Source organism: uncultured Bifidobacterium sp. (genome assembly GCF_959020155.1).
GTDB lineage: Bacteria > Actinomycetota > Actinomycetes > Actinomycetales > Bifidobacteriaceae > Bifidobacterium.
In genome coordinates, this window is sequence record NZ_CAUERC010000001.1 from 43,819 (window position 1) to 66,340 (window position 22,522).

Below are 22,522 nucleotides of genomic sequence, written 5' to 3' on the forward strand. Positions count from 1 at the left end.
CCGCTTTTGTATTGCTGAATCACCGATATAGCGGAAGCACGCCGCGATGAACGATCTCTTCGACAGTGGCCTCGTCGGTGAGGTTCTCCCCCAGTTTGTTCGGTTTGCCTTTGCCATGCCAGTCAGACCCACCGGTGACCAGCAGCTGGTGCCGGCGGCAGATGGTGAGCAGCCGTTCTCGTTGCTCCGGTGAATTGCCACGGTGCCATACCTCCAGCCCGTCCAGTCCTTCGCTGATCAATGCCTCGATCTGGTCATCGGACAACAGTCTGCGGTTACGGCTCACATCACCGGCATGGGCGATCAGAATCACACCGCCTGCTCCCTTGACGGCGGCCACCACTTCATGAGAGGTCGGCGAAGGCGTGGGAATATAGTATTTGGATGAGGCGCTGACCGCATCCGCAAACGCTTCCGAACGAGTCCGATATACGCCGGCACTCACCAAAGCATCAGCGATGTGAGGCCGGCCAATGGTGGTTTTGCCACCCTCCTTGACTTGGGCGAGCACGGATTGCCAGGTAATCGGATAATCACGAGACAACAATTCGACCATGCGCTGCGTGCGTTGCAACCGTGCGGCTCGAGTATTGGCGAACAAGTCCGTGATGTGCTGATTCGTGGGATCATACTGGTAGCCGAGCATGTGCACGGAGACGTTCTCATCCGTGGCGGTGATCTCGGTGCCGCGGAGCAACGGCAAACCGACCCTATGAGCCGCGGCTTCGGCCTCCGGCCAGCCGGCGGTGGTGTCATGATCGGAAATGGCCACGCCCTTGAGTCCCAATGCCTTGGATTGTTCGGCCAACGTGGCCGGCGTTTCCGTGCCATCCGAGAAGGCGGTATGGCAGTGGATGTCCCACCCGACGGCGGGCGGTTCCAAAGGCATCACATATCCAGTCATACCTTCCATCGTAACCTCATTTCAGCATTCCCACGCAAGGCGCAGACAGGTCGTCACCTTCTGCCAACGGCCGAAACCAGACATTCGGCACCCAGCTGACAACCGCAGAGGCTAATCTGGAGCGCAGCGCTATCGAAAGGGACATGATGACTCGTAACACCGCAACCGACACATCATCCAGCACCACGAACACCACGCCGCTTGGCTTGGCGGAGGCACGACCGTTGATTGGATGGCGCCACAGTGCCACTTGGACATATCTCATCATGCTGATTGCCTCGGCAGTGGCGTTGGGGGCCTCGCTCATTCTGTCCGCTGAGACTTTGCAATTGGCTCGGCATCCGGAGTCCGCGCTCGGCTGCGATCTGAACTCGGCGGTGTCCTGTTCGGCGGTGGCCCAGTCCTGGCAGGCGGAAATCGCGAAGTTCGGCGGGCTGAGCTATCCGAACGCGTTCTTCGGCATCGCCGCCGAATCGGTGTTCGTTACCATCGCGGTGATCGGTCTGGCGCGTGTGAAGGTGCCGCGTTGGTTCGCGACCTGCACGTGGCTGGGCGGACTGGCCGCTTTGGCTTACTCGTACTGGCTGAGCACGCAGTCGCTGTTCGTGATTCACGCGCTGTGCCCGTGGTGCCTGACCCTGATGTTCTCCACCACCATCCAGTTCATGGCGTTGAGCCATGCGACCGTGGCCGTGCAGGGATTGCCGTCGCGTAAGGCTGTGGCGGCTGATGATAGCGACGGTGAGGCTGAGGTCGCAATGGTGCCGGCCGGACTCAATAAGTATTACCGCCTCAACATCGACCTCATGGTCGATATACTGTGGATCGTGGCGATCGTGGTACTCATCATCGTCACCGAAGGCGCGGCCCTGTTCGCTGCCTGATTCCTTTACAACAAATCGATATCGGCGACCAGCGTGGCTGCTCCGGTCAGCTTTACGTCGCTGTCGGTGACGTCCACGCGCAGGGTACCGCCACGTACGGTGATGTCCCAGTGGCTGATGCCGGTCTTGGCCCGCAGCACAATGCCTGTGGCGCACAGGCCGGTGCCGCAGGACAGGGTTTCGCCGCAGCCACGTTCGTTGACGCGCATCGTGGCTTCACCCACGCCGGTGTTCTGGTCGATGTCGTCGACCCGCACGAATTCCACGTTCTGGTCGGATTCGATGACCGGAGCCACCACTGGTTTGGTGACCAAATCCAGTGATTCAACCACTGGCAGGGACGCGAAGGCATCCTCGATCACCGCGACCACATGCGGGTTGCCCATATCCACGAACGTACCGCGCGCCGAGCCCTCAGTGCCGGGGATGGTGACCTCGTAGGCGTCGGTTTCGCCGATCTTCCACTCCCCCATTTCGACCTGGAACACGTTGGCTCCGTACGGCCTCATATTGCCGCGTGGCGTCAGAATCTTGACGCCGGCACGGGTGCCGAGGCGGAACGGCTCGGTGGAGTCGGCCACACCCTCACGCTGAGCGAACAAGGTGATGGCGCGTGTACCGTTGCCGCACATCTCCGCCAACGATCCATCCGCATTGCGATAGTCCATGAACCATTTCGTGCCCCCGGCCAGTACGTCCGAAAGCTGATCATCGCTTAAATCAGACACGAAATCAGGCCGTGTCAGGCGAATCAGGCCGTCACCGCCAATGCCGAAGTGACGGTCGCACAGGAATCGGACCTCATCGGCGGTAGGCTCGAATTTGCCGGACTTGTCGAGGTATACCACGAAATCATTGCCGGTTGCGTGTGTCTTGGTTACTCGTTGCGGAAGACTCATGGCTTTCAGAGTACTCTAGGGAGCGAAACAACACCGCAAAACAATCGGCTTTGTGATCGGTCGCGGCAACATACGGTTGCAGGCATGGCTATAGGGAGGATTCAGGCATGAGCTCTTCGGCTCCAATCGGCGTATTCGATTCGGGTCTTGGCGGTATTTCCGTGGCTCGCCAAATCGCCAAGGATATGCCGGCCGAGCATGTGCTGTATTTTGGTGATTCGGCCAACGCACCGTACGGCATCAAGACGCCTGAACAAGTGAGGGCCCTGAGTTTCGATATTGTCGAACGGTTCGTGCGTCAAGGCGTCAAGGCCGTGGTCATCGCATGCAACACCGCCACTTCCGCCGCGGTGAACGATTTGCGCGAACACTACGATATTCCGATCATCGGCATGGAGCCGGCCCTGAAAGTGGCGTGCGACCGTGGTGACGTGCCTTCCGACCCGCATCATATTCCCCAGAGGGTGATTGTGGCGGCCACTCCCCTGACCTTGCGTGAGCGGAAGTTCGCCAAACTGATGGATCGATTCGATTCCAACAACACGATTTTCAAGGAGCCTTGCCCCGACTTGGTGGAGATCGTGGAATCCGGGCGGCTCGGCGACCATGACCTGGTGATGCGCACGCTGCACGGCTACTTCGACCAGTACGACATGGAGCATATCGACTCGGTGGTGCTGGGCTGCACGCATTTCGTGTTCTACCGCGACTACTTCCGCGAGCTGCTGCCCGAACGGGCTGCTGTCATCGACGGCAATGAGGGTACCGTGCGCCATCTGGGCGTGGTGTTGGAGTCCCTGGGCAAACTGGCACCCGAAGACGCGACCGGCGGCGTGGAGCTCGCCAATTCCGATCCGTCCGAACGGATTGCCGAGTTGTCACGCAAATTGCTGAACGTATGAGCCGTTCTTGGCTCCCCTCTCTGAGGGAAGCCAAGGAAGAACCAGACAAATTCACAGCACACTGCCCATATCGTTGTCCGTGCAGCACGCGTAAGCTCATACCAGATTCAAGTGAACAGGGGGTTGGTATGACAAAGACGGCGATGATTGATGTCGGCGGCGGGTTCCGCGCGATTTTCGGCTGTGGTGTTATGGACCGCATGCTGGAGGACGGCATCGACGTGGATATGTGCTACGGCGTTTCCGCCGGCGCGGCCAATATGACCTCATTCATCGCACGCCAGCACGGCCGCAACCACACCTTCTACACCAAGTACGCCTTCCGCAAGGAGTACGCGAGTGCGGAAAGCTTCTTCAAGAACCACAACTTTGCCAACCTCGACTACATCTACGGCACGCTGAGCAATCACGATGGCGAGAATCCGTTGGATTTCGCGGCGTTCGAGGCCAATGAGACCGGGTTCACCGTGGTGGCCTGCAATGCCGAGGACGGCTCGACCAAGTACTTCGACAAATCGCGCGTGCGTTTTGATGATTTCGACATCATCAAGGCTTCGTCCGCCGTGCCGGTGGCCTGCGAGCCGTATGTGGTGGATGGTGTGCCGTATTTCGATGGCGGCATCGCCGATCCGGTGCCGGTGCAGAAGGCGCTGGAGGACGGCTACGATCGCGTGATTCTGATTCTGTCCCGCTTGCGTGACGAAGTGCGCAAGCAGCAGAAGGATTTGGCTCCGGCCCGCATCCTCGAACGCTCCCACCCCGCCGCGGCCGAGAAGCTGCGCATGCGCTACAAGACCTACAACGACGAACTCGAACTCGCCAAGCATTACGAGGCAGAAGGCCGCGTGCTGATTCTCGCCCCGGAAGACCTCTATGGCCTCAACACCCTAAAAAAGAACTTCGAGGGTCTGGAAATGATGTATCGCAAGGGATACGCGGCGGCCGAGGCCATTCCGGCATTCCTTCAGGCATAGCGATAGTGAAGTCCCTCGCTTGGAGGGGCTTCACTATCGATGGATGGGGATTCGCAAACGGGGTGATTACTTCGTCTCGGAAGCGGTGAGCATGGCCTTGGTGACCTGCTCGTAGAGATCCTGATAACCGCCGGGCGTGGAGGCGGGCAGCACCACGGTCTTGGTGTTGTTCGATTCGGACAGCGAGCGCATCACGTCGAGGTACTGGTTGAACAGCACCACGTTGTTCACGTCGTTGATGTTCATGCCCACAGCCTGCAGACTCTTGATCTGGTCGACGATACCGTTGGCGATCTCGCGGCGGTAATTGGCCTGGCCCTCACCCTGCAAGCGAGTCTTCTCCGCATCGGCGGCGGCTTGGGTCTCGATCTGGATACGCTGGGCCTCGGCACGCTGACGGGTGGCTTCCTTTTCACGCTGGGCGGCATTGATGGAGTCCATCGCGTTCTTGACCTGTGGGCTCGGGTCGATGGCGGTGATCAGCGTCTTGACCACGGTGAAGCCGAAACGGCTCATTTCGGCGCCCACGGTCTTCTGCACGTCGAACGCCACATCGTCCTTGCGAGCAAAGGCATCATCCAAAGACAGTGCGGGGATAGCGGAACGCAGCGCGTCCTCCATGTAGGAGCGCAGCTGACCGGCCGGGTCACGCAGCTCGTAGTAGGCGGTGGCCACATCGTTCGGGTTCACGCGGAACTGGGTGGAGGCCACCACGGTGACGAACACGTTGTCAAGAGTCTTGGTTTCCAGCTGCACGTTAAGCTGGTTGACACGCATGTTGGTTTTCATGGCGATGCGGTCCACGAACGGGATGCGGATATGGATGCCGGCGAACTGGACCTTAAGGAACTTGCCGAATCGCTCAATGATGTAGGCCTGCTGCTGCGGCACGACGAAGAGTGCGGCACTCAGCAGCACGATGAGTAGCACGATGATAATCAGCGGACCAGCAAAGAATACGGCCATGATGTTTTCCCTTCACCCACGTCGAAACCGCCCTCGGCCTCGACTCGTGATTTCCATCGTATCAGCGTTCAAAACAAAGCGGTAGACATCGTACGCATATGTGTACAACTGTTCACTATGTGTGCATGCTGGCTTCTTATAAAAAAGTGCGGCATCCAATCAGTATGCTGCGGCCATGCCTGAGCCGACAGCCACGGCGCCGATACCGTCCCCCAGCGCGGCAAGCCGCTTTTCCAGTGCATCGACAGTGGGATTGGCCACACGGGAGTACTCGAAGCCGTCGATGTCACCGCCCGCGAGCGCATCGCCGCGCGCCGCGTCACCCAGGTCGAATGCGGCCGAGGCATAGATTGGCGGCACAGCGGCACGGCCGTTATCCAGCGGCTCGTAGCCGGCGTGGATGGCTTGCGTTCGGAAATCAACGTCCATTAATCCTTCTTCCTCATGCCGCTCTATTGTGGCGGGCTCGACTCTATTCCCGAACTTAGCAAGTCATGGTACGCGACACCGGCACATCGGTATCGCAATTGTCAATGCGCGCTTATAAGCAATGGCTATAGAATATCCGCCGAATGCCGGAACACACCAAGCTGCCCAGCCCTCTTTCAGCACCTCGGCCGCAATATTACGCTGCCTCAAATAATTCAAAGCCGCGTCAATCCGTACCGGTTCACCATCGAAAATGGCCACGATGCCCCCTATCGGGGTATCCGCGACGATGTCGATATCTCCAAAGATTATGTTGACATCGATGCCGAACCCTTTAGTAATTTGCGACACCAACGCTTCAGAAACTTCCTTGGACACATATTGCATCCGGACCAATCGTTGACCTTCAGACAATCTCATCAAAAGGGAGTCATGGTTCTCTTTTCATATCTGGCGATAACGCATATCAAATCAGCAATCAGCGCAAAGACGCTCGGTCACTCCATCCGGATAACAACTTTGCCGTTTCGCCTAAGGTGTCGATGACATGGTCAACCGGTGCGTCAGAAAGAGCTTCAGCATAGTTCTCGATGCGATAGTCGAAATAACGATCGGCGCCCAGCGCGCTGCTCTCCGAAAGCACCGGGACGAACGCCGTCAGCATTCGTAACGCCTTGGGAGCGCTCAAACGCGCGGGGCTCATCACAGTGGCACGCGGAACCGGCGGCGCCGAACTTGCCCGCACCCCCCAAGGAAATCACTCTGCTCGATATCCATCAGGCAGTGGAATCCACGAACCTCGATGATGTGATCGGCATCCACGAGAGAGGGAATCACACATGCCCCGTGGCTCGGAATATCCACGACGTTCTCAAAGATGCGTATGCTCCAGTGGCCAAAGCCATGTCGGATTCCATGAGGGAAGTTACGCTTGCCAATATGCTTGCCGACTACCGAAATCGCATTGGGGTCAAAGCCCGGCAACTGGAACAGTAGTGGGCACCGAAGCGTAAGCCCCCTACTCTCTGATCCGCATAAACAGATAAGACGTGCGCCATCAAGACCGATCGATGACGCACGCCTTATGCAGCTCAGACCACGGATTCCTAGTCAGCCAGCAGCCCCAGCTCCTGCAGCTTGTTCCTGATATCCACTGCAGAGGGTTCCACTTGGAACGAGCCGTCATCGTACCGCACCACCGGAATGTGCATCTGGCCGCTGATCGCCACGGCACGGTCGGCGGCACCTTCCTCTTCCTCGATGTTGTGCCAAGTGTATGCCGCGCCCAGTTTGTCGAGAGTGTTCTTTGCCTGGCGGCAGTCGCCGCACCATGTGGCACCGTAGACGTCGATGGTCATATCAGGTCCTTTCTTTGTTCCGCCGCGCTTGACTTTTACGCGGTGCACTATCAAACCGTATTCATCGTAACGGGGATGCTGTGATATCGCGGTTGGCATAATGCGGGCGGTCCGCTTAACCACCCCCAGTCGGCTACGCCGACAGCCCTCTGCCAGCGGAGGCGGAACCAGAGCATAAAAAAAGCGGCGCCGGTGTGGCACAACCGACGCCGCTCCCCAGGAGTAGAAAAATAGGCAGAAAAGTATTAGATCAGGCAAACACCCCCGAAGTCAGCTGTTGGAACACGTCGAAGTCGGCATGCCGATCGATGTAACGGGCGTAAGCGATATCGAACGCCTGGCCGAGATCTTCGATCAGATCGTTGGCGTCCTCGATGCCAACGGCGAGACGCACCAATTCATCGGTGATGCCGATCTTCAGACGCTCCTCGCGAGGCAGTTCGAAATGCGTCATACGACACGGCAGCTCGGCAAGAGACTCCACCGCACCCAACGACACAGCAAGACGGAACAGGTGCAGGTTGTTGAGCACGTCAGCCGGATCAACGCCAGGCACGACCTCGAAGCTCAACACGCCACCGACCCCCTTGAGACCTTTGGCAGCCAGACGCTGGTCGCCTGCGCCGGGCAGACCCGGGTAATGCACCGCCTTAACCAGCGGATGCACCAGCAGGTAGCGGGCGATGGCATTGGCATTCTCCTGCTGACGATCCATGCGAAGGGCCAGCGTCTGAATGCCGCGGCGCACCGCGTCGCACTCAGCAGGAGCCAACACACCACCCAAACGGTTCTGCGCGAAGTACACGCGGCTCGCCAGATCCTCACCGGAAACGACCACCAGACCGGCGTTCACATCAGAATGACCGGCCAGATACTTGGTGGCGGAGTGAATCACCACATCGGCACCCAAAGCAAGCGGCTTCTGCAGATACGGGGTCACGAACGTGTTATCCACAATCGAAAGCGCCCCGAAACGGTGGGCCACCGTGGAGATGGCGCGCACGTCGTTCACCTTGAGTAGAGGATTGGTCAGGGTTTCAAAGTAGACGGCTTGGGCAGGCACGATGCCGTTCGCGCGGTCGCCCTTGACGGCGGCCTCCAATGCTGCGATGTCCTGAGTGTCGACGGCCTCAACGATGATTCCCCAGCGAGTGAAGAACTCATTGAGCTGGGAATACGATCCGCCATAAATATTGTCACCGACCACGATGCGGTCGCCGGGCTTGAAAATGCTCAGCACCGCGTGGATCGCCGCGAGACCGGAGGCGAACGCAAAACCACGCGTTCCCTGCTCGAGCTGGGCGATCTGCTGTTCCAGGAAGTCACGTGTGGGATTGCCGCTGCGCGCATAGTCGTAACGGGGCATCGCGTCGACCCTCTCGAAAGCATATGTCGTTGAATTGTAGATCGGCGGGTTCACGGCTCCGGTGTTGTTGTCTCCAACCGGCAGTCCGTGGACGAGCTGAGTATTGAACCTGGTCATTGCGCACCCCCTTAAAGTGTTGCGTCATCTGCGCGAAGCCGTTCCCCGCGCGGCACGATTACGACCTTAACGCAAAACGCCGGCCCGAAGGCCGGCGTTGCTATATGTGTTGGTTATGGACGGGTATATCAGACCTCTCCGTCCTGCAAGAATGGACGGCCTGACGACCGGCCCAACACACCTCGCCGCTGCCGCGGCTCGGCGTCGCCTACGGACAGTCCACCGGACTGTCCGTCAGACGGCTCCGCCTTCTACCACGATGTCATCGGGGTTGACTTCGTTGCCGTAGACCGGCTCCAGAGTCTCCTGGTAATCCTTGTGGAAGAAGTTGTCTTTGCCGAGCTTGACGATCTCGTCGTTCACGAAGTTCAGCAGTTCGGTGTTGCCCTTCTGCACTGCGGGCGCGATGGTGTCGTCGTCACCAAGGTGGGTGATGCCGACCTTGAAGCCCTTGTTGGACTTGGCCCAGGCGAGCACCTCGGTGTTGTCGGTGGAGAAGGCGTCACCACGGCCGTCCAGCAGCGCGTTGTAGGCATCGGCGTACTGGTCGTACTTCTGCAGCTTGACGTTCGGCGCGTTCTTCTCGAACCAGGTTTCGGCGGTGGTGCCCTTAGCGATGATCAGGGTCTTGCCGTCGAGCTGGCTGACATCGGTGATCTGGGCGCTCTCCGGGGAGACCACACCAAGCGCCACCTTCATGTACGGCTTGGCGAAGTCGACCTTCTCCTTGCGCTCATCGGTGACGGTGAAGTTGGCGAGCACCAGATCGACCTTGTTGGAGGTGAGCACGTCCACACGGGCGGCCGGGTCGACCGACGTGTATTCCGGCTCCACACCCAGATCCTTGGCCAGCTGTTCGGCGAAGTAGACGTCATAGCCCTGGTACTTGCCGTCCTTGTCCACGTAGCCGAATGGCGCCTTGTCGGAGAAGACGGCAATCTTGATCTTGCCGCTCTTCTTGATCTCGTCGAGGCTGCGGGCCTTGGCGTTGGCGCTGGAGCTGGTGCCCGTGTCGGAGGACTTCGCTTCGCTCGGGGTGCCTGCCGACGGACCGCATGCGGCCATGGACGCCGCCATTACCAATGCCGCGCCTGCGGCAATCAGTGCTTTGAATGATTTCCCAACCTTGATACTCATTGGGTTCTCCTTCTCTTGTTGTTATTGATATTTCTTCTCAAATACGTCGATATGACACAATCGAATCACTCGAATTCGAAGGTGTGCAGGAACTGCTGCGCACGTTCGGTTTGCGGGTGTTCGAAGAACGCCTGCGCATCATACGATTCCTCGACGATGTGCCCGCCGTCCAGCAAGATGATGTGGTCGGCGATGGCTCGCGCGAACTGCATTTCGTGGGTGACGATAAGCATCGTCTGCCCGGACTTGGCCAGTTCGAGCACCACGTCGAGCACTTCACGCACCATTTCGGGGTCGAGAGCCGCCGTAATCTCATCGAGCAGCAGTACTTCCGGGTGCAGAATCAGCGCACGGCAAATGGCCACACGCTGGCGCTGACCGCCGGACAATTCGTGCGGCCAAGAGTCCTTGCGATCGGCAAGTCCCACGCGGCCAAGCAACCGGATCGCTTCAGCCTCCACCTCGGACTTATCGCGTTTCTGCACGAGCACCGGCGCCATGGTGATGTTGCCGAGCACCGTTTTATTCGGGAACAAATCGTAGCTTTGGAACACCATGCCGATACGCGTGCGCAGTTCACTGGACCGGTCGGATCGTCCGGCTCGTTCCGTGCCAGGCTTGCCGGCATCGATCACCTGATTGTTGATGGAAATCGTGCCGCCCTGAATCGGTTCCAGACCGGCGATGGTGCGCAGCAGCGTCGACTTGCCCGAGCCGGAAGGACCCAGCACCACGAGCACCGAACCATGCTCCACCTTGAAGGAGATGTCATCCAGCACCGGCTTGTCGGCATTCGCATACTGTTTGACCAGATGATTCACCTCGAAACCCTTGCAGGTCGTTTCGGGTTCAGTCATTCGACCACCTCTTTTCCAGTCGGCGGGCCACAATGGACAGCGGCCAGCACACGATGAAGTACATAAAGAAAATCACGCCATAAATCCACAAGGTTCCGGTCGGGAACTGGAATCGGTTCGCGTCGATAATCTGCTGGCCGACCTTGATGACCTCGACCACACCGAGCAGCACGGCCAATGATGTCGTTTTGACGATACGTGTCGCCAAGTTTACGGATGCCGGCAGCATACGGCGAACAGCCTGCGGCAGAATCACCCGGGAGAAGGTCTGCCACGGGCTCAACCCCAGTACGTAGCTCGATTCGTACTGCACTTTGGGAATCGACTGCAATGCGCCACGCACCAGATCGCCCAGCTCGGCGCCTCCCCACAGGATGAACACCAGCACGCAGGCACCGGTGGCATCGAGATTCCAATCGAACCATCGAGCAAAACCGTAGTAGGCAAGGAACAGCAACGCCAGCTGAGGCATAATGCGGATGAAGTCGAGGTAGATGCGCATCGCGGCCCGGATCACGGGATTCTTCAGCGTCATCAACCAGCCCATCAACAGGCCGACCGGGATGGACGCGCCTACGGATACGCCGGCTATCCACACGGTGACCCACAGGCCTTGCAACAGACGTGGGAATACGCCTGGCTGGAGCAGTATTTCAGCGCCGCTCATAATCGAACCTCCGCTCCAACCATGTGCCGAAGATGGAAATCGGCAGCAGAATCACCAGATAGGCCACGACCAGCATGAACAACGACTCATAGGTGCTGTAATACATGCCGATCAGATCCTTGGCCATGTACATCACGTCGGCGAGCGCAATGGCGGAGACGACGCTCGATTCCTTAAACAGGAAGATCACATTGGCCACTACGCCGGGAATGGCGGTGGACACTGCTTGCGGCAGAATGACTCGGGTGATGGTTTGCGTGGAAGTCAGTCCCAGCACGTACGCGGTTTCGCGCTGCACGTTGGGCACCGCTTCCAATCCGCCGCGCATTGCCTCGGCCATGTAGGAACCGCCCAAGAATCCAAGGCCGACTATCGCGCAGGTTTCGGCGGACCATACTACGCCGAGTTTGGGCAGGCCGAAGTACAGAAAGTACAGCTGTACCAGCAATGGCGTATTGCGGCTGAGTTCGATGTAGATTCTCACGATTTGCCGGGCGACCGGGATACGCGCGATTTCCACGCCAGCGCAGACCAGACCCACCGCGATGGCAAGCAATATGCCAAACACGGATATGAATAAGGTCATCAATGTGCCGTTGACGAAGAAAGGCGCGTAACGCTGCACGAACGACCAATCGAATGTCATTGGGCGCGCTCCTTCCTTTGCTTCTCGTTTCTTCTCCTGCGCATAAACGGTCTTAGCCACCCATGTACGATTTCGGGGGCCGAACATACCTGTCCCCCTGCCGTGTCATCGTAGAGTATCAGAACACGTGGCACGGCCGCTGCGCTATACGCATTACTTATGGGACGTTACTCGATGGGCGAACATCAGGGCATTATTGTCGCCCAAACGGTGGATACACTGAGGCTATGAAGATCACCAAAGCTCTGACCCGTTTGACCGGTCCCGAAACCGCTCCGGTGTTCGTGCTGTTGCACGGCTGGGGTTCCAATGAATACGATTTGCCCGATCTGCTGAACTATTGCGGTGCCGGTTCGGCTGATTATGCCAGTTTGCAGGCACCCATCGCCTATGGCATGGGATATACATGGTTCGGTGCGTGGGCGCATGAAGGTGTGCCGGAGGGCGAATCATTAGACAAGCAGGCGACTGAAGCCGCCCAAGCCATTGATGCATGGGTTGCGGAGCATATTCCCGCCACTCGGCCGGTGGTTGCCATGGGATTCTCGCAGGGCGGCCTCTTGGCCGCGCATCTGCTGCGTTTCAATCCGAAGCGATATGCCGCAGCCGTCTCCTGCTCTGGATGGCTGGCACCGGGGTCCGTTGCGGGCGATGCCGAATTGGCTGCGTTGAAGCCGCCGGTGTTCTACGGGCATGGTGCTGCAGACGACATCTTCCCGAAAGCCGATGTGACGGCGATGGGTGAGTTCTGGCACGAGCACGGCACGTTGACCGAACAAGTGTATCCGGGCATGGCCCATTCCATTAATATGCCGGAAATGCGCGATATTCAACGGTTCTTGGAGACCAACGGATTCATTCGGCCGCAGATTTGGTAGTCACCACCTCACATGGCGTAGTCTACGTGGGCGAATTCAGGGACCTTATACCATTTGACGGGGTAGCCGGCACCGTGGGCGCAGAAGACCGAGTCGGGGGTGTTGTCCAGATCTGCTTCGGGATCGTAAGCGGCGGCTGCGATGATCTGTTCGGCGTCATGGCATGGCTTGCAGCCGCCGAAAGTGGCGGAGAAACGGCCATGGCCGTGCGTGTACTGGTTCACGTCCATCGCATAGTCGCGCATCTCGGACACCGGCGCCTCGCCTTCGATCACGGCGTATTCGCCATCGGTGACCGGGGATTCGAAGGTGCCGGCCATGCGCTGGATGTCGCTCATGGCACGGCCGATCATGTCTGCTGGCACTTCGAGCCGGAACCGGTACCACGGTTCCAGCAGTCGGCAGTTGCCCTCCCCTGCGGTGTCCGGACGGCTCTCGACCGGCGTCTCGGGCCGGCCACTGACTCCAGCTCTGGCTTCCATAAGCCCCTGACGAATCGCACGATAGGTGGCTTGGCGGAAGTCGCCGCCTTCGGTATGCTTCAGATGCGCGCGGCCAGCCACCAAAGTCATCTTGATATCGGTGAGCGGCGCGCCAACGAGCACACCGAGATGCTCACGCTCGGTCAGATGGGTCAGAATCAGCCGTTGCCAATTGCGGTCCAAATCATTTTCGGACAGGGCCGAGGCCACAGTGACTCCGCTGCCCGGCTCCCCTGGTTCCAGCAGGATATGTGCTTCGGCATAATGACGGAGCGGCTCGAAATGACCTGCGCCTTCGATTGGCGCAGTGATGGTCTCACGGTACAGGATGGAGCCGGGGCCAAACGACACATCCAGACCGAACCGGTCGTGCAGGGTCTGCTGGATGATCTCCAGCTGGACTGCGCCCATCAATTGCACATGAATCTCGGCCAGCCGTTCCACCCACACCACATGCAACAACGGGTCTTCGTCTTCCAGCTCACGCAATGCGGTGATGACCTTATGCAAGGTCAGATCATCGAACTGGGGACGGGCCGGCGAGCTATTGTCCGCCGCGGTCTGGCGAGCGGTGTCGTTCTCCTCATTGCGGCCGGTTCCCGACTTGGCGGCATCATGCTCGGCATCGTCCTGATTCACGCTGTTATGGCCGGCGCCACCGCGTTTGGCCGCTCCCGAGGTGCCGGCCGTATCGGATTCCGCTCCGGCGGGCAACACCGTGTAGGTCAACACGGGTTGCAGCGACGGTGATTCGGCGTCCGGTTCCGCTCCCAGCCCTTCGCCGGGGAAGGTCCGCGTCAGTCCGGTCACCGCACACACCGATCCGGCAGGTATCTCGGTGACCGTCTCGAATTTGGCGCCATTGTAGACGCGCACCTGATCGACTTTCTCGGACCATACCGTGCCATCATCCCCCTGTACCGGCGACGGTGCTGTCGACGCCGCGGCGCACGAGGATGAAGAGACGATCTCCTTGGCTTTGAGCGCACCGCCGGTGACGCGCAGCCACGTCATACGGTTGTGCTGGCCGTCGTGGGCGATTTTGAACACGCGTGCGGCGAAGGCGGCCGGCCATTCACGTTCGCGGGTGAACGTCTCCAGCCCGTCCAGGAATTCCTCGACTCCTTCGAGTTTCAATGCCGAGCCGAAATATACGGGGAACAGCTCGCGCACGGCGATCATCGATCGCAATCTGTCCACGGACAGCGCGCCATGTTCCAGATAGTCGTTCATCGCCTCCTCGTCCAGGGTGGCGATATCCTCGGCAAGCGCGTCCAACGGTACCGCGCTGCCCTCAGTGGACTGCTCCATTGCCGGCAGCGGATATATCGCATCGCTCAGGCGTTTGCGCAACTGTGCCAGAATGGCCTCGCGGTCGAATCCGGCGGCGTCGCACTTGTTGACGAAGATGAACGTCGGCACACCGTATCTGGCCAGCAGACGCCATAGTGTCTCGGTATGGCCTTGCACGCCATCCGTGCCGGAGACCACAAGAATCGCGTAATCAAGCACACGCAGCACACGTTCGGTTTCGGCTGCGAAGTCCACGTGCCCCGGCGTATCCAGCAAGGTCAGGCGCAGGTCGCCGTGTTCCACCAATGCCTGGTGCGCGAAAATCGTGATGCCTCGCGCCTTCTCCAAGGAATTGGTGTCCAGAAACGCATCGCCGTGATCCACTCGCCCCAATTTGCGGATCTCACCGGTACGGTAGAGCAGAGCCTCGGACAGCGTGGTCTTGCCCGCGTCCACATGCGCCACGATGCCTGCCACTATCTGTTTCATCAGCTGTGCTCCCTTCCCGATGCGCCGCGCAATTGCCGGCCGCCTAACCAATATATCCGAGAAAATCCGGGAGGGAAAAATTGTACCGACAGACCGGGCTGCCGGTACAATAAGTCACCGAACACCGACTGATATGAGGAGCCTCCGTGACCACTTCCGGCATTACCGTTTTCGGCCAACCATCCCAGCCCAATCATGGTGCCGGCGGGCGAATCGCCATGGACGATGCCGTCTTCCCCACCGATTATGTGGCGCTGGATTTGGAGACCACCGGCTTTTACCCGAACAGTTGCGCCATCACGGAAATCGGTGCCGTGCGCGTGCGGGAGGGGCATATCGTCGATCAATTCCAGCAGCTGGTGAATCCCTTGCGGCCGATTCCGCGTCAGATCACCACGCTGACCGGCATCACCGATGCGATGGTGGCCGATCTCGATCCGATTGACGAGGTGCTTCCCCGATTCATCGCATGGCTCGCTACCCCGGCTGCCGGTCCCGCCGTTGAGCCGATTGTCGGCCATAACGTCAGCTTCGATCTGCGATTCCTGGATTACAACACCCGGCATATCGCCGGCTGCGGCTTTGCCTGCGCGGATTATGACACGATGCAGATCAGCCGCGCCCTGTTCCCCGCGCAGCGGCATCACCGTCTGGCCGACCTGATCGTACGCTTCGGCATCGCGGACAATGAGGAGCACCGCGCATTAAGCGATGCCATCCAAACCCAGCAGTGCTTCGAATGGATGCGGCATTACGTCACCGAGCATCACGAAACCGAAGCAATCCGCTGGAAGCAGGCGCCGGCCAAAAACAGCGCCGAAATCCTCCACCAGCAGTTGGTGGTAAAGAGGTAGTTTACAGCCCGTATTCCTTGGCGATGACGGACCAGAGGTCGGCAGCGGCCTGATCGACGGTTTCGTTGACGATGGTGACGTCGAATTCGCTTTCGGCGGCGAGCTCCACCTTGGCGGTCTCCAAGCGACGGGCCTGCTGTTCGGCGGTTTCGGTGCCGCGGCCGATCAGGCGGCGCTCGAGCTCTTCGAAGCTTGGCGGCGCGATGAACACGTACACCACTTCGAGGTCGAGCTCGGCGGCGCGCTGCTTGACGCGGCGGGCACCCTGCAGGTCGATTTCCAGAATCGTGGGCACACCGGCGGCCAGATGTTCCTCCACAGGCTTCAACAAGGTGCCATAATGGGCCATGCCGTGCACCACTGCAGTTTCCAGGAACTCACCGGCCGCCTCACGGGCCAGGAACTCGTCTTCAGTGAGGAACCAATAGTTGACGCCATCAACCTCGCCCGGGCGCGGAGCGCGTGTGGTGGCGGAGACGGACACCCACACTTCGGGGTGGTCGGCGCGCAGCTTGGCTTCCACGGTGCCCTTACCTACTGCGGTGGGGCCAGTCAGGACGATTAGACGGCCAGCATGGGTGTTTTCAGTCATGGGTTCCTCCGGAGATGATGTGGTGTGCAGCGATTATGAATCCAACGTGGTAACGGCTCACCGGCGAGATGACCGGTAACTGCTACAGCCCCGACGAACAGGGAAGAATATGAATCGTGATGCGACGTACGCGATGAGATAGACACGTACGCATGCCGCGACATCTGATTCCGTTCTGATTACTGGTTTTCCGAGCCTTCGACAGTGGCTTCCATCAGCGCCTGACGTACGTCAAGCGCAATCGACTCGGTGGCTTGGCTCAGTGCGGCGATATCCGGCCCATGCGAGGCGATAAAGCGGGACACGGTGACCAGCACGTTGCCGCGCGTACCGCGGAACACGGTTTTCAGATCCTTGGCCTCGGCACCCTGCCAACCGTAACCGGGGGAAAGAATCGGACCGGTGAACTTGGAGGGGTCCACGCCGGAATCCTGCATCCATTGGCCGATGGTGGCACCGATAATCAGACCAACCGAGCCCATGCCTTCGATATCCACGTTATGCTTCTGCGCGGTGGAGGCGATGCCGTAGGCCACGGTACGTCCCTTGTAATCGCCGCTCTGGCGCAACGCGGTCTGCAGACTCATGCCTTCCGGGTTGGAGGTCAGGGAGGCGATGAACACGCCGCGTCCGTTTTCCAGCGCTTCGGTAATCAGGCCGTTCAACGAACGCGCGCCATAGTACGGCAGCAGCGTGATGGCGTCGGCCAGCAACGGTGCACCGGGCTTGAAATAGGCGTCTGCGATGGCGGAAATCGTGGTGGACAGGCCGCCGCGCAGGCAATCGACGATGGTGATGACGCCCATTTGTCGTGCCGCGTAGAGCACGCGCTCGAGCGCTTCGAAACCTTTAGCTCCGTAGCGCTCGAACATCGGCGTCTGGAATTTGACTGCTGCGGCGCGCCCGTTGGCGGCCTGCAGCATACGCATGGAGAAGAGTTCGGCGCCTTCGGCGTCGACGTTGTATCCCCAGTCGGTGAGGAGCTTGCGATGCGGGTCAATGCCCACACACAGCGGCCCGTATTTGGCCATTGAATTGCTTAATCGCAGACCGAAATCCGAACGTTGTGCCTGCAATTCCTCACTGCTGAGTGTAGTCATCAGAACTCCCGTCGCTCCAATTCGAACAGCTGCTTCGAATGCTCCTGAATGCTCATGATCTGGTAATCATTATGCTTCACGGCCTCGATAGCGAGCAGTGCGGCCTGGAACTCGGTGATGGTGGTGAACTGCGGCAGATCGGCGGCAATGGCGGCGGCACGGATGGAGTAGCCGTCGGAACGGGAGCCGCGCGAGTTCGGCGTGTTGAGGATCATGTCGATCTTGCCTTCCTCGATGAGCTGAACCACGTTCTTGCCCACGGATCCGGCAGCGTGATGCACCTCGACCGGGGCTTCCGGATCGGTGTCCACGCGGGTGCTGATCTTGTCCACGATGTTCGACTCGATGCCGTAACGGCGAAGCACGGAGGCGGTGCCCTCGGTGGCCCAGAGCTTGAATCCAAGCTCCTCGAGACGAACGGCGATCAACGGCAGCTGACGCTTGTCGGTGTCGTTCACGGAGATGAACACGTTGCCGTGGGTCGGCAGGCCACCGTCGTAGGCGGCGAGCTGGCTCTTGGCGAAGGCGTGCGGGAAGTCACGGTCGAAGCCCATGACCTCACCGGTGGAACGCATCTCAGGTCCGAGCAGGATGTCGACGGTCTTGCCCACCGGGGTGCGGAAGCGCTTGAACGGCAGCACGGATTCCTTGACCGCGACCTGCTGGCCGGGGTGGATGTCGCCGCCGTCGCCCTTGGGCAGCAGCAGACCGTTGGCACGCTGATCGGCGATGGTTTCGCCGGCCATGATGCGGGCGGCGGCCTTGGCCAGTGCCACGCCGGTGGCCTTGGAGGCGAACGGCACGGTACGGGAGGCGCGCGGGTTGGCTTCGATCACGTACAGTGTGTTGGCCATGAAGGCGTACTGCACGTTGATCAGGCCCTGCACATGGCAGCCCTTGGCGATGGCGTAGGTGCCTTCACGCAGGCGACGAATCTGGTCGTCGGACAGGGTGGACGGAGGCAGGGTGCAGGCGGCGTCACCGGAGTGGACACCGGCCTCCTCGACGTGCTCCATAATGCCGCCGATGTATAGTTCCTCGCCGTCGAACAGTGCGTCGACATCGATTTCGATGGCGTCTTGCAGGAACTTGTCGATGAGCAGCGGGGAGGGCAGGCGACCGGAGACCACGGTATCGGCCTTGGCCTCGGCAAGTGCGCGGTCCACGTACTTGTTGAGCTGCTTGTCATCGTAGACGATTTCCATGCCACGGCCGCCGAGCACGTAGCTCGGGCGCACGAGCACCGGGTAACCGATGCGGTGGGCGGCTTCCTTGGCCTCTTCGAGGCTCAGGGCGGTGCCGTAACGCGGGGCGTTCATCTCCGCCTTCTTGAGCACTTCGCCGAACAGCTCACGGTTCTCGGCCAAGTCGATGGATTCCGGGGTGGTGCCGAGAATCGGCACGCCGGCGGCCTTCAGACGCGCGGCCAAGGACAGCGGGGTCTGGCCGCCGAGCTGGACGATGACGCCCTTGACCGGGCCCATCTTCTTCTCGGCCTCGTAGATCTCGAGCACGTCCTCGAAGGTGAGCGGCTCGAAGTAGAGGCGGTCGGACATGTCGTAATCGGTGGACACGGTCTCCGGGTTGCAGTTGACCATGATGGTGTCATAGTCCTTGCCAAGCTCCTGCACGGCGTGCACGCACGTGTAGTCGAACTCGATGCCCTGACCGATGCGGTTCGGGCCGGAGCCGAGGATGATCACAGCCTCGCGTTCGCGCGGGCGCAGCTCGGTTTCGTCGGCGTAGCAGCTGTAGTAGTACGGCGTGGCGGCGTCGAACTCGGCGGCGCAGGTGTCGACGGTCTTGTAGACCGGGCGCAGACCGTAGGTCCAGCGCAGTTCGCGGATGGTGTTCTCGCCTTCATCGCCCAAACCACGCAGGTGGGCCACCTGCACGTCGGACAGACCGGCGAGCTTGGCCTTCTTGAGCAGCTTCGGGGTGAGGGTTTCGGCCTCACGCACCGTCATGGCGGTCTCATTGATGAGGAAGATCTGCTTCAGGAACCACGGGTCGATCTTGGTGGCCGCGAACACCTGCTCCAGCGTGGCGCCGCCCCAGATGGCGCGCATAAGCTGCAGGTAACGGTGTTCGGTCGGGGTGTGGATGGCCTCAAGCAGTTCGGCCACTTCTTCGGCGGACGGCTTCTCGCCATCCCAATTGAAGCCCATGTGGCGCTTGTCGATGGAGCGCATGGCCTTGCCGAGGGACTCCTGGAAGTTGCCGGCCAGGGCCATGGCCTCGCCCACGGACTTCATGGAGGTGGTCAGGGTGGGGTCGGCGCCCGGGAACTTCTCGAAAGCGAAGCGCGGCACCTTGGTGACCACGTAGTCGATGGTCGGCTCGAAGGAGGCCGGCGTGGACTGGGTGATGTCGTTGCGAATCTCGTCGAGCGTGTAGCCGAGAGCCAGCTTGGTGGCGATCTTGGCGATCGGGAAGCCGGTGGCCTTGGAGGCCAGTGCGGAGGAACGGGAGACGCGCGGGTTCATCTCGATGACGATGATGCGGCCGGTGTCCGGATGAACGGCGAACTGGATGTTGCAGCCGCCGGTGTCCACGCCCACGCCACGGATGATGGCGATGCCGATGTCACGCAGCTTCTGGTATTCGCGGTCGGTCAGGGTGAAGCAGGGGGCCACGGTGATGGAGTCACCGGTGTGCACGCCGACCGGGTCGACGTTCTCGATCGGGCAGACGACCACGACGTTGTCGTTGCGGTCGCGCATGAGCTCGAGCTCGAATTCCTTCCAGCCCTCGATGCCCTCTTCGATCAGGACTTCGTCGGTGGGCGAGTAATGGATGCCGGCGCCGGCGATGCGGTGCAGCTCCTCCTCGTTGTGGGCGATGCCGGAGCCTAGGCCACCCATGGTGAAGCTCGGGCGCACGACCAGCGGGTAGCCGAACTTCTCGGCGATCTTGTCGACTTCCTCGATGCTGTGGGCGATGTCGGAGCGGGCGGATTCGGCGCCGGCCTCGTCAACGACCTTCTTGAACAGTTCACGGTCCTCGCCACGGTCGATGGCTTCCAGGGAAGCACCGATCAGTTCGACGTTGTACTTCTTCAGGACGCCGGCCTCGCCCAGCGCCATGGCGGCGTTGAGCGCGGTCTGGCCGCCCAAGGTGGGCAGGAGCGCGTCGGGGCGTTCCTTGGCGATGATCTGCTCGAGGATCGGGGTGGCGATCGGCTCGATGTAGGTGGCGTCAGCCATCTCCGGGTCGGTCATGATGGTGGCCGGGTTGGAGTTGACGAGGATGACGCGGATGCCTTCCTCACGAAGGACGCGGCATGCCTGGGTGCCCGAGTAATCGAACTCCGCAGCCTGACCGATCACGATCGGGCCGGAGCCGATGACCATCACGGATTTGATGTCGGTGCGCTTCGGCATATCACTTACCTTCCTTGGAGTTGTTCTTCATAAGTTCGCAGAAACGGTCGAACAGGTAGGCCGCATCGTGCGGGCCTGCTGCGGCCTCCGGGTGGTACTGCACGGAGAATGCGGGGATGTCCACGCACTGCAGGCCTTCGACCACGTCGTCGTTCAGATCGATGTGGGAGACGAACACCTTGCCGTACTTGCCGTTTTCAAACGGCGCGTCGACCTGCTTGCCGATCGGGGCGTCGACCGCGAAGCCGTGGTTGTGGGCGGTGACCTCGACCTTGCCGGTGGTCAGATCCTTGACCGGCTGGTTGATGCCGCGGTGGCCGAACTTGAGCTTGTAGGTGCCGAAGCCGAGTGCGCGGCCGAGCAGCTGGTTGCCAAAGCAGATGCCGAAGAACGGGTAGCCGGCGTCAAGTACCTGGCGCAGCAGCTCGATTTCGGGACCGGCCTGTTCCGGGTCGCCCGGGCCGTTGGAGAAGAAGACGCCGTCCGGGTTCAGGTTCTCGATTTCGGCGAAGGTGATGGTGGAGGGCACCACGTGCACGCGGCAGCCGCGTTCGGCCATGCGGTGCGGGGTCATGCCCTTGATGCCGAGGTCCACAGCGGCCACGGTGTACAGCGGCTCCTTGCCTTCGTACTCGCCGCACGGTTCGATGGTGTAGGTCTCCTTGGTGGACACCTCGTCGTACAGGCTCAGACCCTGCATCTGCGGGGTGTTCTTGACGTCTTCGAGCAGCTGCTCGATGGTCTTGAGCGCGCCGGTGGCCTGATCGGTCAGGGCGTCGCCGGAGAAGATGCCGGCGCGCATCACGCCTGCGGAACGCAGGTGGCGCACCAGCTTGCGGGTGTCGATGTGGCTCAGGCCGACGATGCCGTTCTTGGCGAGGTCGTCGTCCAGGCTGCCTTCGGCACGCCAGTTGCTCACGTTCGGAGAGGGATCACGCACAATGTATCCGGCAACCCAGATGCGGGAGGACTCAGGGTCTTCGCTGTTGACGCCGGTATCGCCGATGTGCGGGAACGTCTGCACAACGATCTGGCGATCGTAGCTCGGATCGGTGAGCGTCTCCTGGTATCCGGTCATACCGGTGGCGAAGACGATCTCACCGGTCGTCTCGCCGAGGGCGCCGTATGGCTCCCCCACATATACCTGTCCGTCTTCCAAAACGAGGACTGCATCGTCCTTGTCATACATCGGAATTGCGATGGTCCCGGACTCGTTCTGGCTCACCAAAACCCCCTTATGTTTTTCGGGTATTCGTACCAAGGTTAACGGCCAGCGCAGACTCACACGCCGTTGGACGCAAAGTCTCACCCCCGCTGGCGGGGCTGTCGGCAAGGTGCCGACTTG

The 22,522-nt window shown here is 60.3% G+C and carries 24 protein-coding genes; 7 read left to right on the forward strand and 17 right to left on the reverse strand.

Annotated elements, in window-relative coordinates:
- Positions 1 to 19: 19 nt before the first annotated feature.
- Complete coding sequence (locus Q5H31_RS00190; RefSeq protein ID WP_007053286.1) at positions 20 to 913, reverse strand: PHP domain-containing protein; 894 nt, start codon at positions 911 to 913, stop codon at positions 20 to 22.
- Between the two features lie 137 nt (positions 914 to 1,050).
- Between Q5H31_RS00190 and Q5H31_RS00195 the strand changes: the two genes are divergently transcribed.
- Positions 1,051 to 1,788 (forward strand): vitamin K epoxide reductase family protein, encoded by a 738-nt coding sequence (locus Q5H31_RS00195; protein ID WP_187400985.1) that lies wholly within the window; start codon positions 1,051 to 1,053, stop codon positions 1,786 to 1,788.
- A gap of 5 nt (positions 1,789 to 1,793) precedes the next feature.
- On the opposite strand, the gene dapF is transcribed toward Q5H31_RS00195, so the two are convergent.
- Entirely contained in the window at positions 1,794 to 2,687 is an 894-nt protein-coding gene (gene dapF, locus Q5H31_RS00200) for a diaminopimelate epimerase (protein WP_007053284.1), read from the reverse strand.
- A 107-nt stretch (positions 2,688 to 2,794) separates the two neighbouring features.
- On the opposite strand from dapF, the gene murI reads away from it, so the two are divergent.
- Positions 2,795 to 3,589 carry a glutamate racemase gene (murI, locus tag Q5H31_RS00205; RefSeq protein WP_007053283.1) on the forward strand — a complete coding sequence of 265 codons (795 nt, stop codon included), beginning with the start codon at positions 2,795 to 2,797 and terminating at the stop codon, positions 3,587 to 3,589.
- 128 nt (positions 3,590 to 3,717) lie between these two features.
- Positions 3,718 to 4,563, forward strand: a complete 846-nt coding sequence (locus Q5H31_RS00210) for a patatin family protein (RefSeq protein ID WP_008782662.1) — start codon at positions 3,718 to 3,720, stop codon at positions 4,561 to 4,563.
- Between the two features lie 66 nt (positions 4,564 to 4,629).
- On the opposite strand, the gene Q5H31_RS00215 is transcribed toward Q5H31_RS00210, so the two are convergent.
- From Q5H31_RS00215 to Q5H31_RS00230, 4 genes are all read right to left on the reverse strand, one after another.
- On the reverse strand, positions 4,630 to 5,529 hold the full coding sequence (locus Q5H31_RS00215; RefSeq protein ID WP_007053281.1) for an SPFH domain-containing protein: 900 nt from the start codon (positions 5,527 to 5,529) through the stop codon (positions 4,630 to 4,632).
- Positions 5,530 to 5,688: 159 nt separating this feature from the next.
- Complete coding sequence (locus Q5H31_RS00220) at positions 5,689 to 5,958, reverse strand: PLP-dependent transferase (protein WP_187400791.1); 270 nt, start codon at positions 5,956 to 5,958, stop codon at positions 5,689 to 5,691.
- A gap of 63 nt (positions 5,959 to 6,021) precedes the next feature.
- A complete protein-coding gene (locus Q5H31_RS00225) occupies positions 6,022 to 6,378 on the reverse strand; it encodes an NIL domain-containing protein (RefSeq protein WP_226784190.1) in 357 nt (118 codons plus the stop codon).
- Between the two features lie 58 nt (positions 6,379 to 6,436).
- A complete protein-coding gene (locus Q5H31_RS00230) occupies positions 6,437 to 6,622 on the reverse strand; it encodes a hypothetical protein (protein ID WP_007054035.1) in 186 nt (61 codons plus the stop codon).
- Between Q5H31_RS00230 and Q5H31_RS00235 the strand changes: the two genes are divergently transcribed.
- The gene (locus Q5H31_RS00235; protein WP_302457377.1) at positions 6,621 to 6,764 is read left to right on the forward strand and encodes a hypothetical protein; all 144 of its coding nucleotides are present in this window, start codon (positions 6,621 to 6,623) and stop codon (positions 6,762 to 6,764) included. The two genes, Q5H31_RS00230 and Q5H31_RS00235, sit on opposite strands and share 2 nt — an antisense overlap.
- The gene (locus Q5H31_RS00240) at positions 6,742 to 6,954 is read left to right on the forward strand and encodes a hypothetical protein (protein ID WP_007053277.1); all 213 of its coding nucleotides are present in this window, start codon (positions 6,742 to 6,744) and stop codon (positions 6,952 to 6,954) included. The genes Q5H31_RS00235 and Q5H31_RS00240 overlap by 23 nt, the downstream gene beginning before the upstream one ends.
- A 110-nt stretch (positions 6,955 to 7,064) precedes the next feature.
- Here Q5H31_RS00240 and Q5H31_RS00245 read toward each other — a convergent pair whose 3' ends face one another.
- The 6 genes from Q5H31_RS00245 to Q5H31_RS00270 form a co-directional block, all read right to left on the reverse strand.
- A complete protein-coding gene (locus Q5H31_RS00245) occupies positions 7,065 to 7,316 on the reverse strand; it encodes a mycoredoxin (RefSeq protein ID WP_007054033.1) in 252 nt (83 codons plus the stop codon).
- Positions 7,317 to 7,566: 250 nt separating this feature from the next.
- Positions 7,567 to 8,799 (reverse strand): PLP-dependent aspartate aminotransferase family protein, encoded by a 1,233-nt coding sequence (locus Q5H31_RS00250; RefSeq protein WP_013410420.1) that lies wholly within the window; start codon positions 8,797 to 8,799, stop codon positions 7,567 to 7,569.
- Positions 8,800 to 9,033: 234 nt separating this feature from the next.
- Positions 9,034 to 9,936, reverse strand: coding sequence for a cysteine ABC transporter substrate-binding protein (locus Q5H31_RS00255; protein WP_007056925.1), 903 nt, complete (start codon positions 9,934 to 9,936; stop codon positions 9,034 to 9,036).
- Positions 9,937 to 10,001: 65 nt separating this feature from the next.
- Positions 10,002 to 10,793, reverse strand: coding sequence for an amino acid ABC transporter ATP-binding protein (locus tag Q5H31_RS00260; RefSeq protein WP_007054028.1), 792 nt, complete (start codon positions 10,791 to 10,793; stop codon positions 10,002 to 10,004).
- Positions 10,786 to 11,460, reverse strand: coding sequence for an amino acid ABC transporter permease (locus tag Q5H31_RS00265; RefSeq protein ID WP_007053272.1), 675 nt, complete (start codon positions 11,458 to 11,460; stop codon positions 10,786 to 10,788). The genes Q5H31_RS00260 and Q5H31_RS00265 overlap by 8 nt, the downstream gene beginning before the upstream one ends.
- Complete coding sequence (locus Q5H31_RS00270; protein ID WP_007058318.1) at positions 11,447 to 12,106, reverse strand: amino acid ABC transporter permease; 660 nt, start codon at positions 12,104 to 12,106, stop codon at positions 11,447 to 11,449. Before Q5H31_RS00270 ends, Q5H31_RS00265 begins: the two co-directional genes overlap by 14 nt.
- Positions 12,107 to 12,333: 227 nt before the next feature.
- Between Q5H31_RS00270 and Q5H31_RS00275 the strand changes: the two genes are divergently transcribed.
- Positions 12,334 to 12,984, forward strand: coding sequence for an alpha/beta hydrolase (locus Q5H31_RS00275; protein WP_288648613.1), 651 nt, complete (start codon positions 12,334 to 12,336; stop codon positions 12,982 to 12,984).
- Between the two features lie 8 nt (positions 12,985 to 12,992).
- On the opposite strand, the gene Q5H31_RS00280 is transcribed toward Q5H31_RS00275, so the two are convergent.
- The gene (locus Q5H31_RS00280) at positions 12,993 to 15,248 is read right to left on the reverse strand and encodes a translation factor GTPase family protein (protein WP_302457367.1); all 2,256 of its coding nucleotides are present in this window, start codon (positions 15,246 to 15,248) and stop codon (positions 12,993 to 12,995) included.
- A gap of 146 nt (positions 15,249 to 15,394) precedes the next feature.
- Here Q5H31_RS00280 and Q5H31_RS00285 point away from each other — a divergent pair, with 146 nt between their 5' ends.
- A complete protein-coding gene (locus tag Q5H31_RS00285) occupies positions 15,395 to 16,102 on the forward strand; it encodes a PolC-type DNA polymerase III (RefSeq protein ID WP_007054025.1) in 708 nt (235 codons plus the stop codon).
- Position 16,103: 1 nt separating this feature from the next.
- Here the strand turns inward: Q5H31_RS00285 and gmk are convergent, their stop codons facing one another.
- The 4 genes from gmk to carA all read right to left on the reverse strand — a co-directional run bounded on the left by gmk (position 16,104) and on the right by carA (position 22,402).
- Positions 16,104 to 16,694, reverse strand: coding sequence for a guanylate kinase (gene gmk, locus Q5H31_RS00290; protein WP_007053267.1), 591 nt, complete (start codon positions 16,692 to 16,694; stop codon positions 16,104 to 16,106).
- 179 nt (positions 16,695 to 16,873) lie between these two features.
- Positions 16,874 to 17,794, reverse strand: coding sequence for an orotidine-5'-phosphate decarboxylase (gene pyrF / locus Q5H31_RS00295; RefSeq protein ID WP_007053266.1), 921 nt, complete (start codon positions 17,792 to 17,794; stop codon positions 16,874 to 16,876).
- Positions 17,794 to 21,177: a carbamoyl-phosphate synthase large subunit gene (carB, locus tag Q5H31_RS00300; protein ID WP_007053265.1), complete on the reverse strand. Its 3,384-nt coding sequence runs from the start codon at positions 21,175 to 21,177 to the stop codon at positions 17,794 to 17,796. The genes pyrF and carB overlap by 1 nt, the downstream gene beginning before the upstream one ends.
- Position 21,178: 1 nt before the next feature.
- Positions 21,179 to 22,402, reverse strand: coding sequence for a glutamine-hydrolyzing carbamoyl-phosphate synthase small subunit (gene carA, locus Q5H31_RS00305; protein ID WP_007053264.1), 1,224 nt, complete (start codon positions 22,400 to 22,402; stop codon positions 21,179 to 21,181).
- Positions 22,403 to 22,522 lie beyond the last annotated feature (120 nt).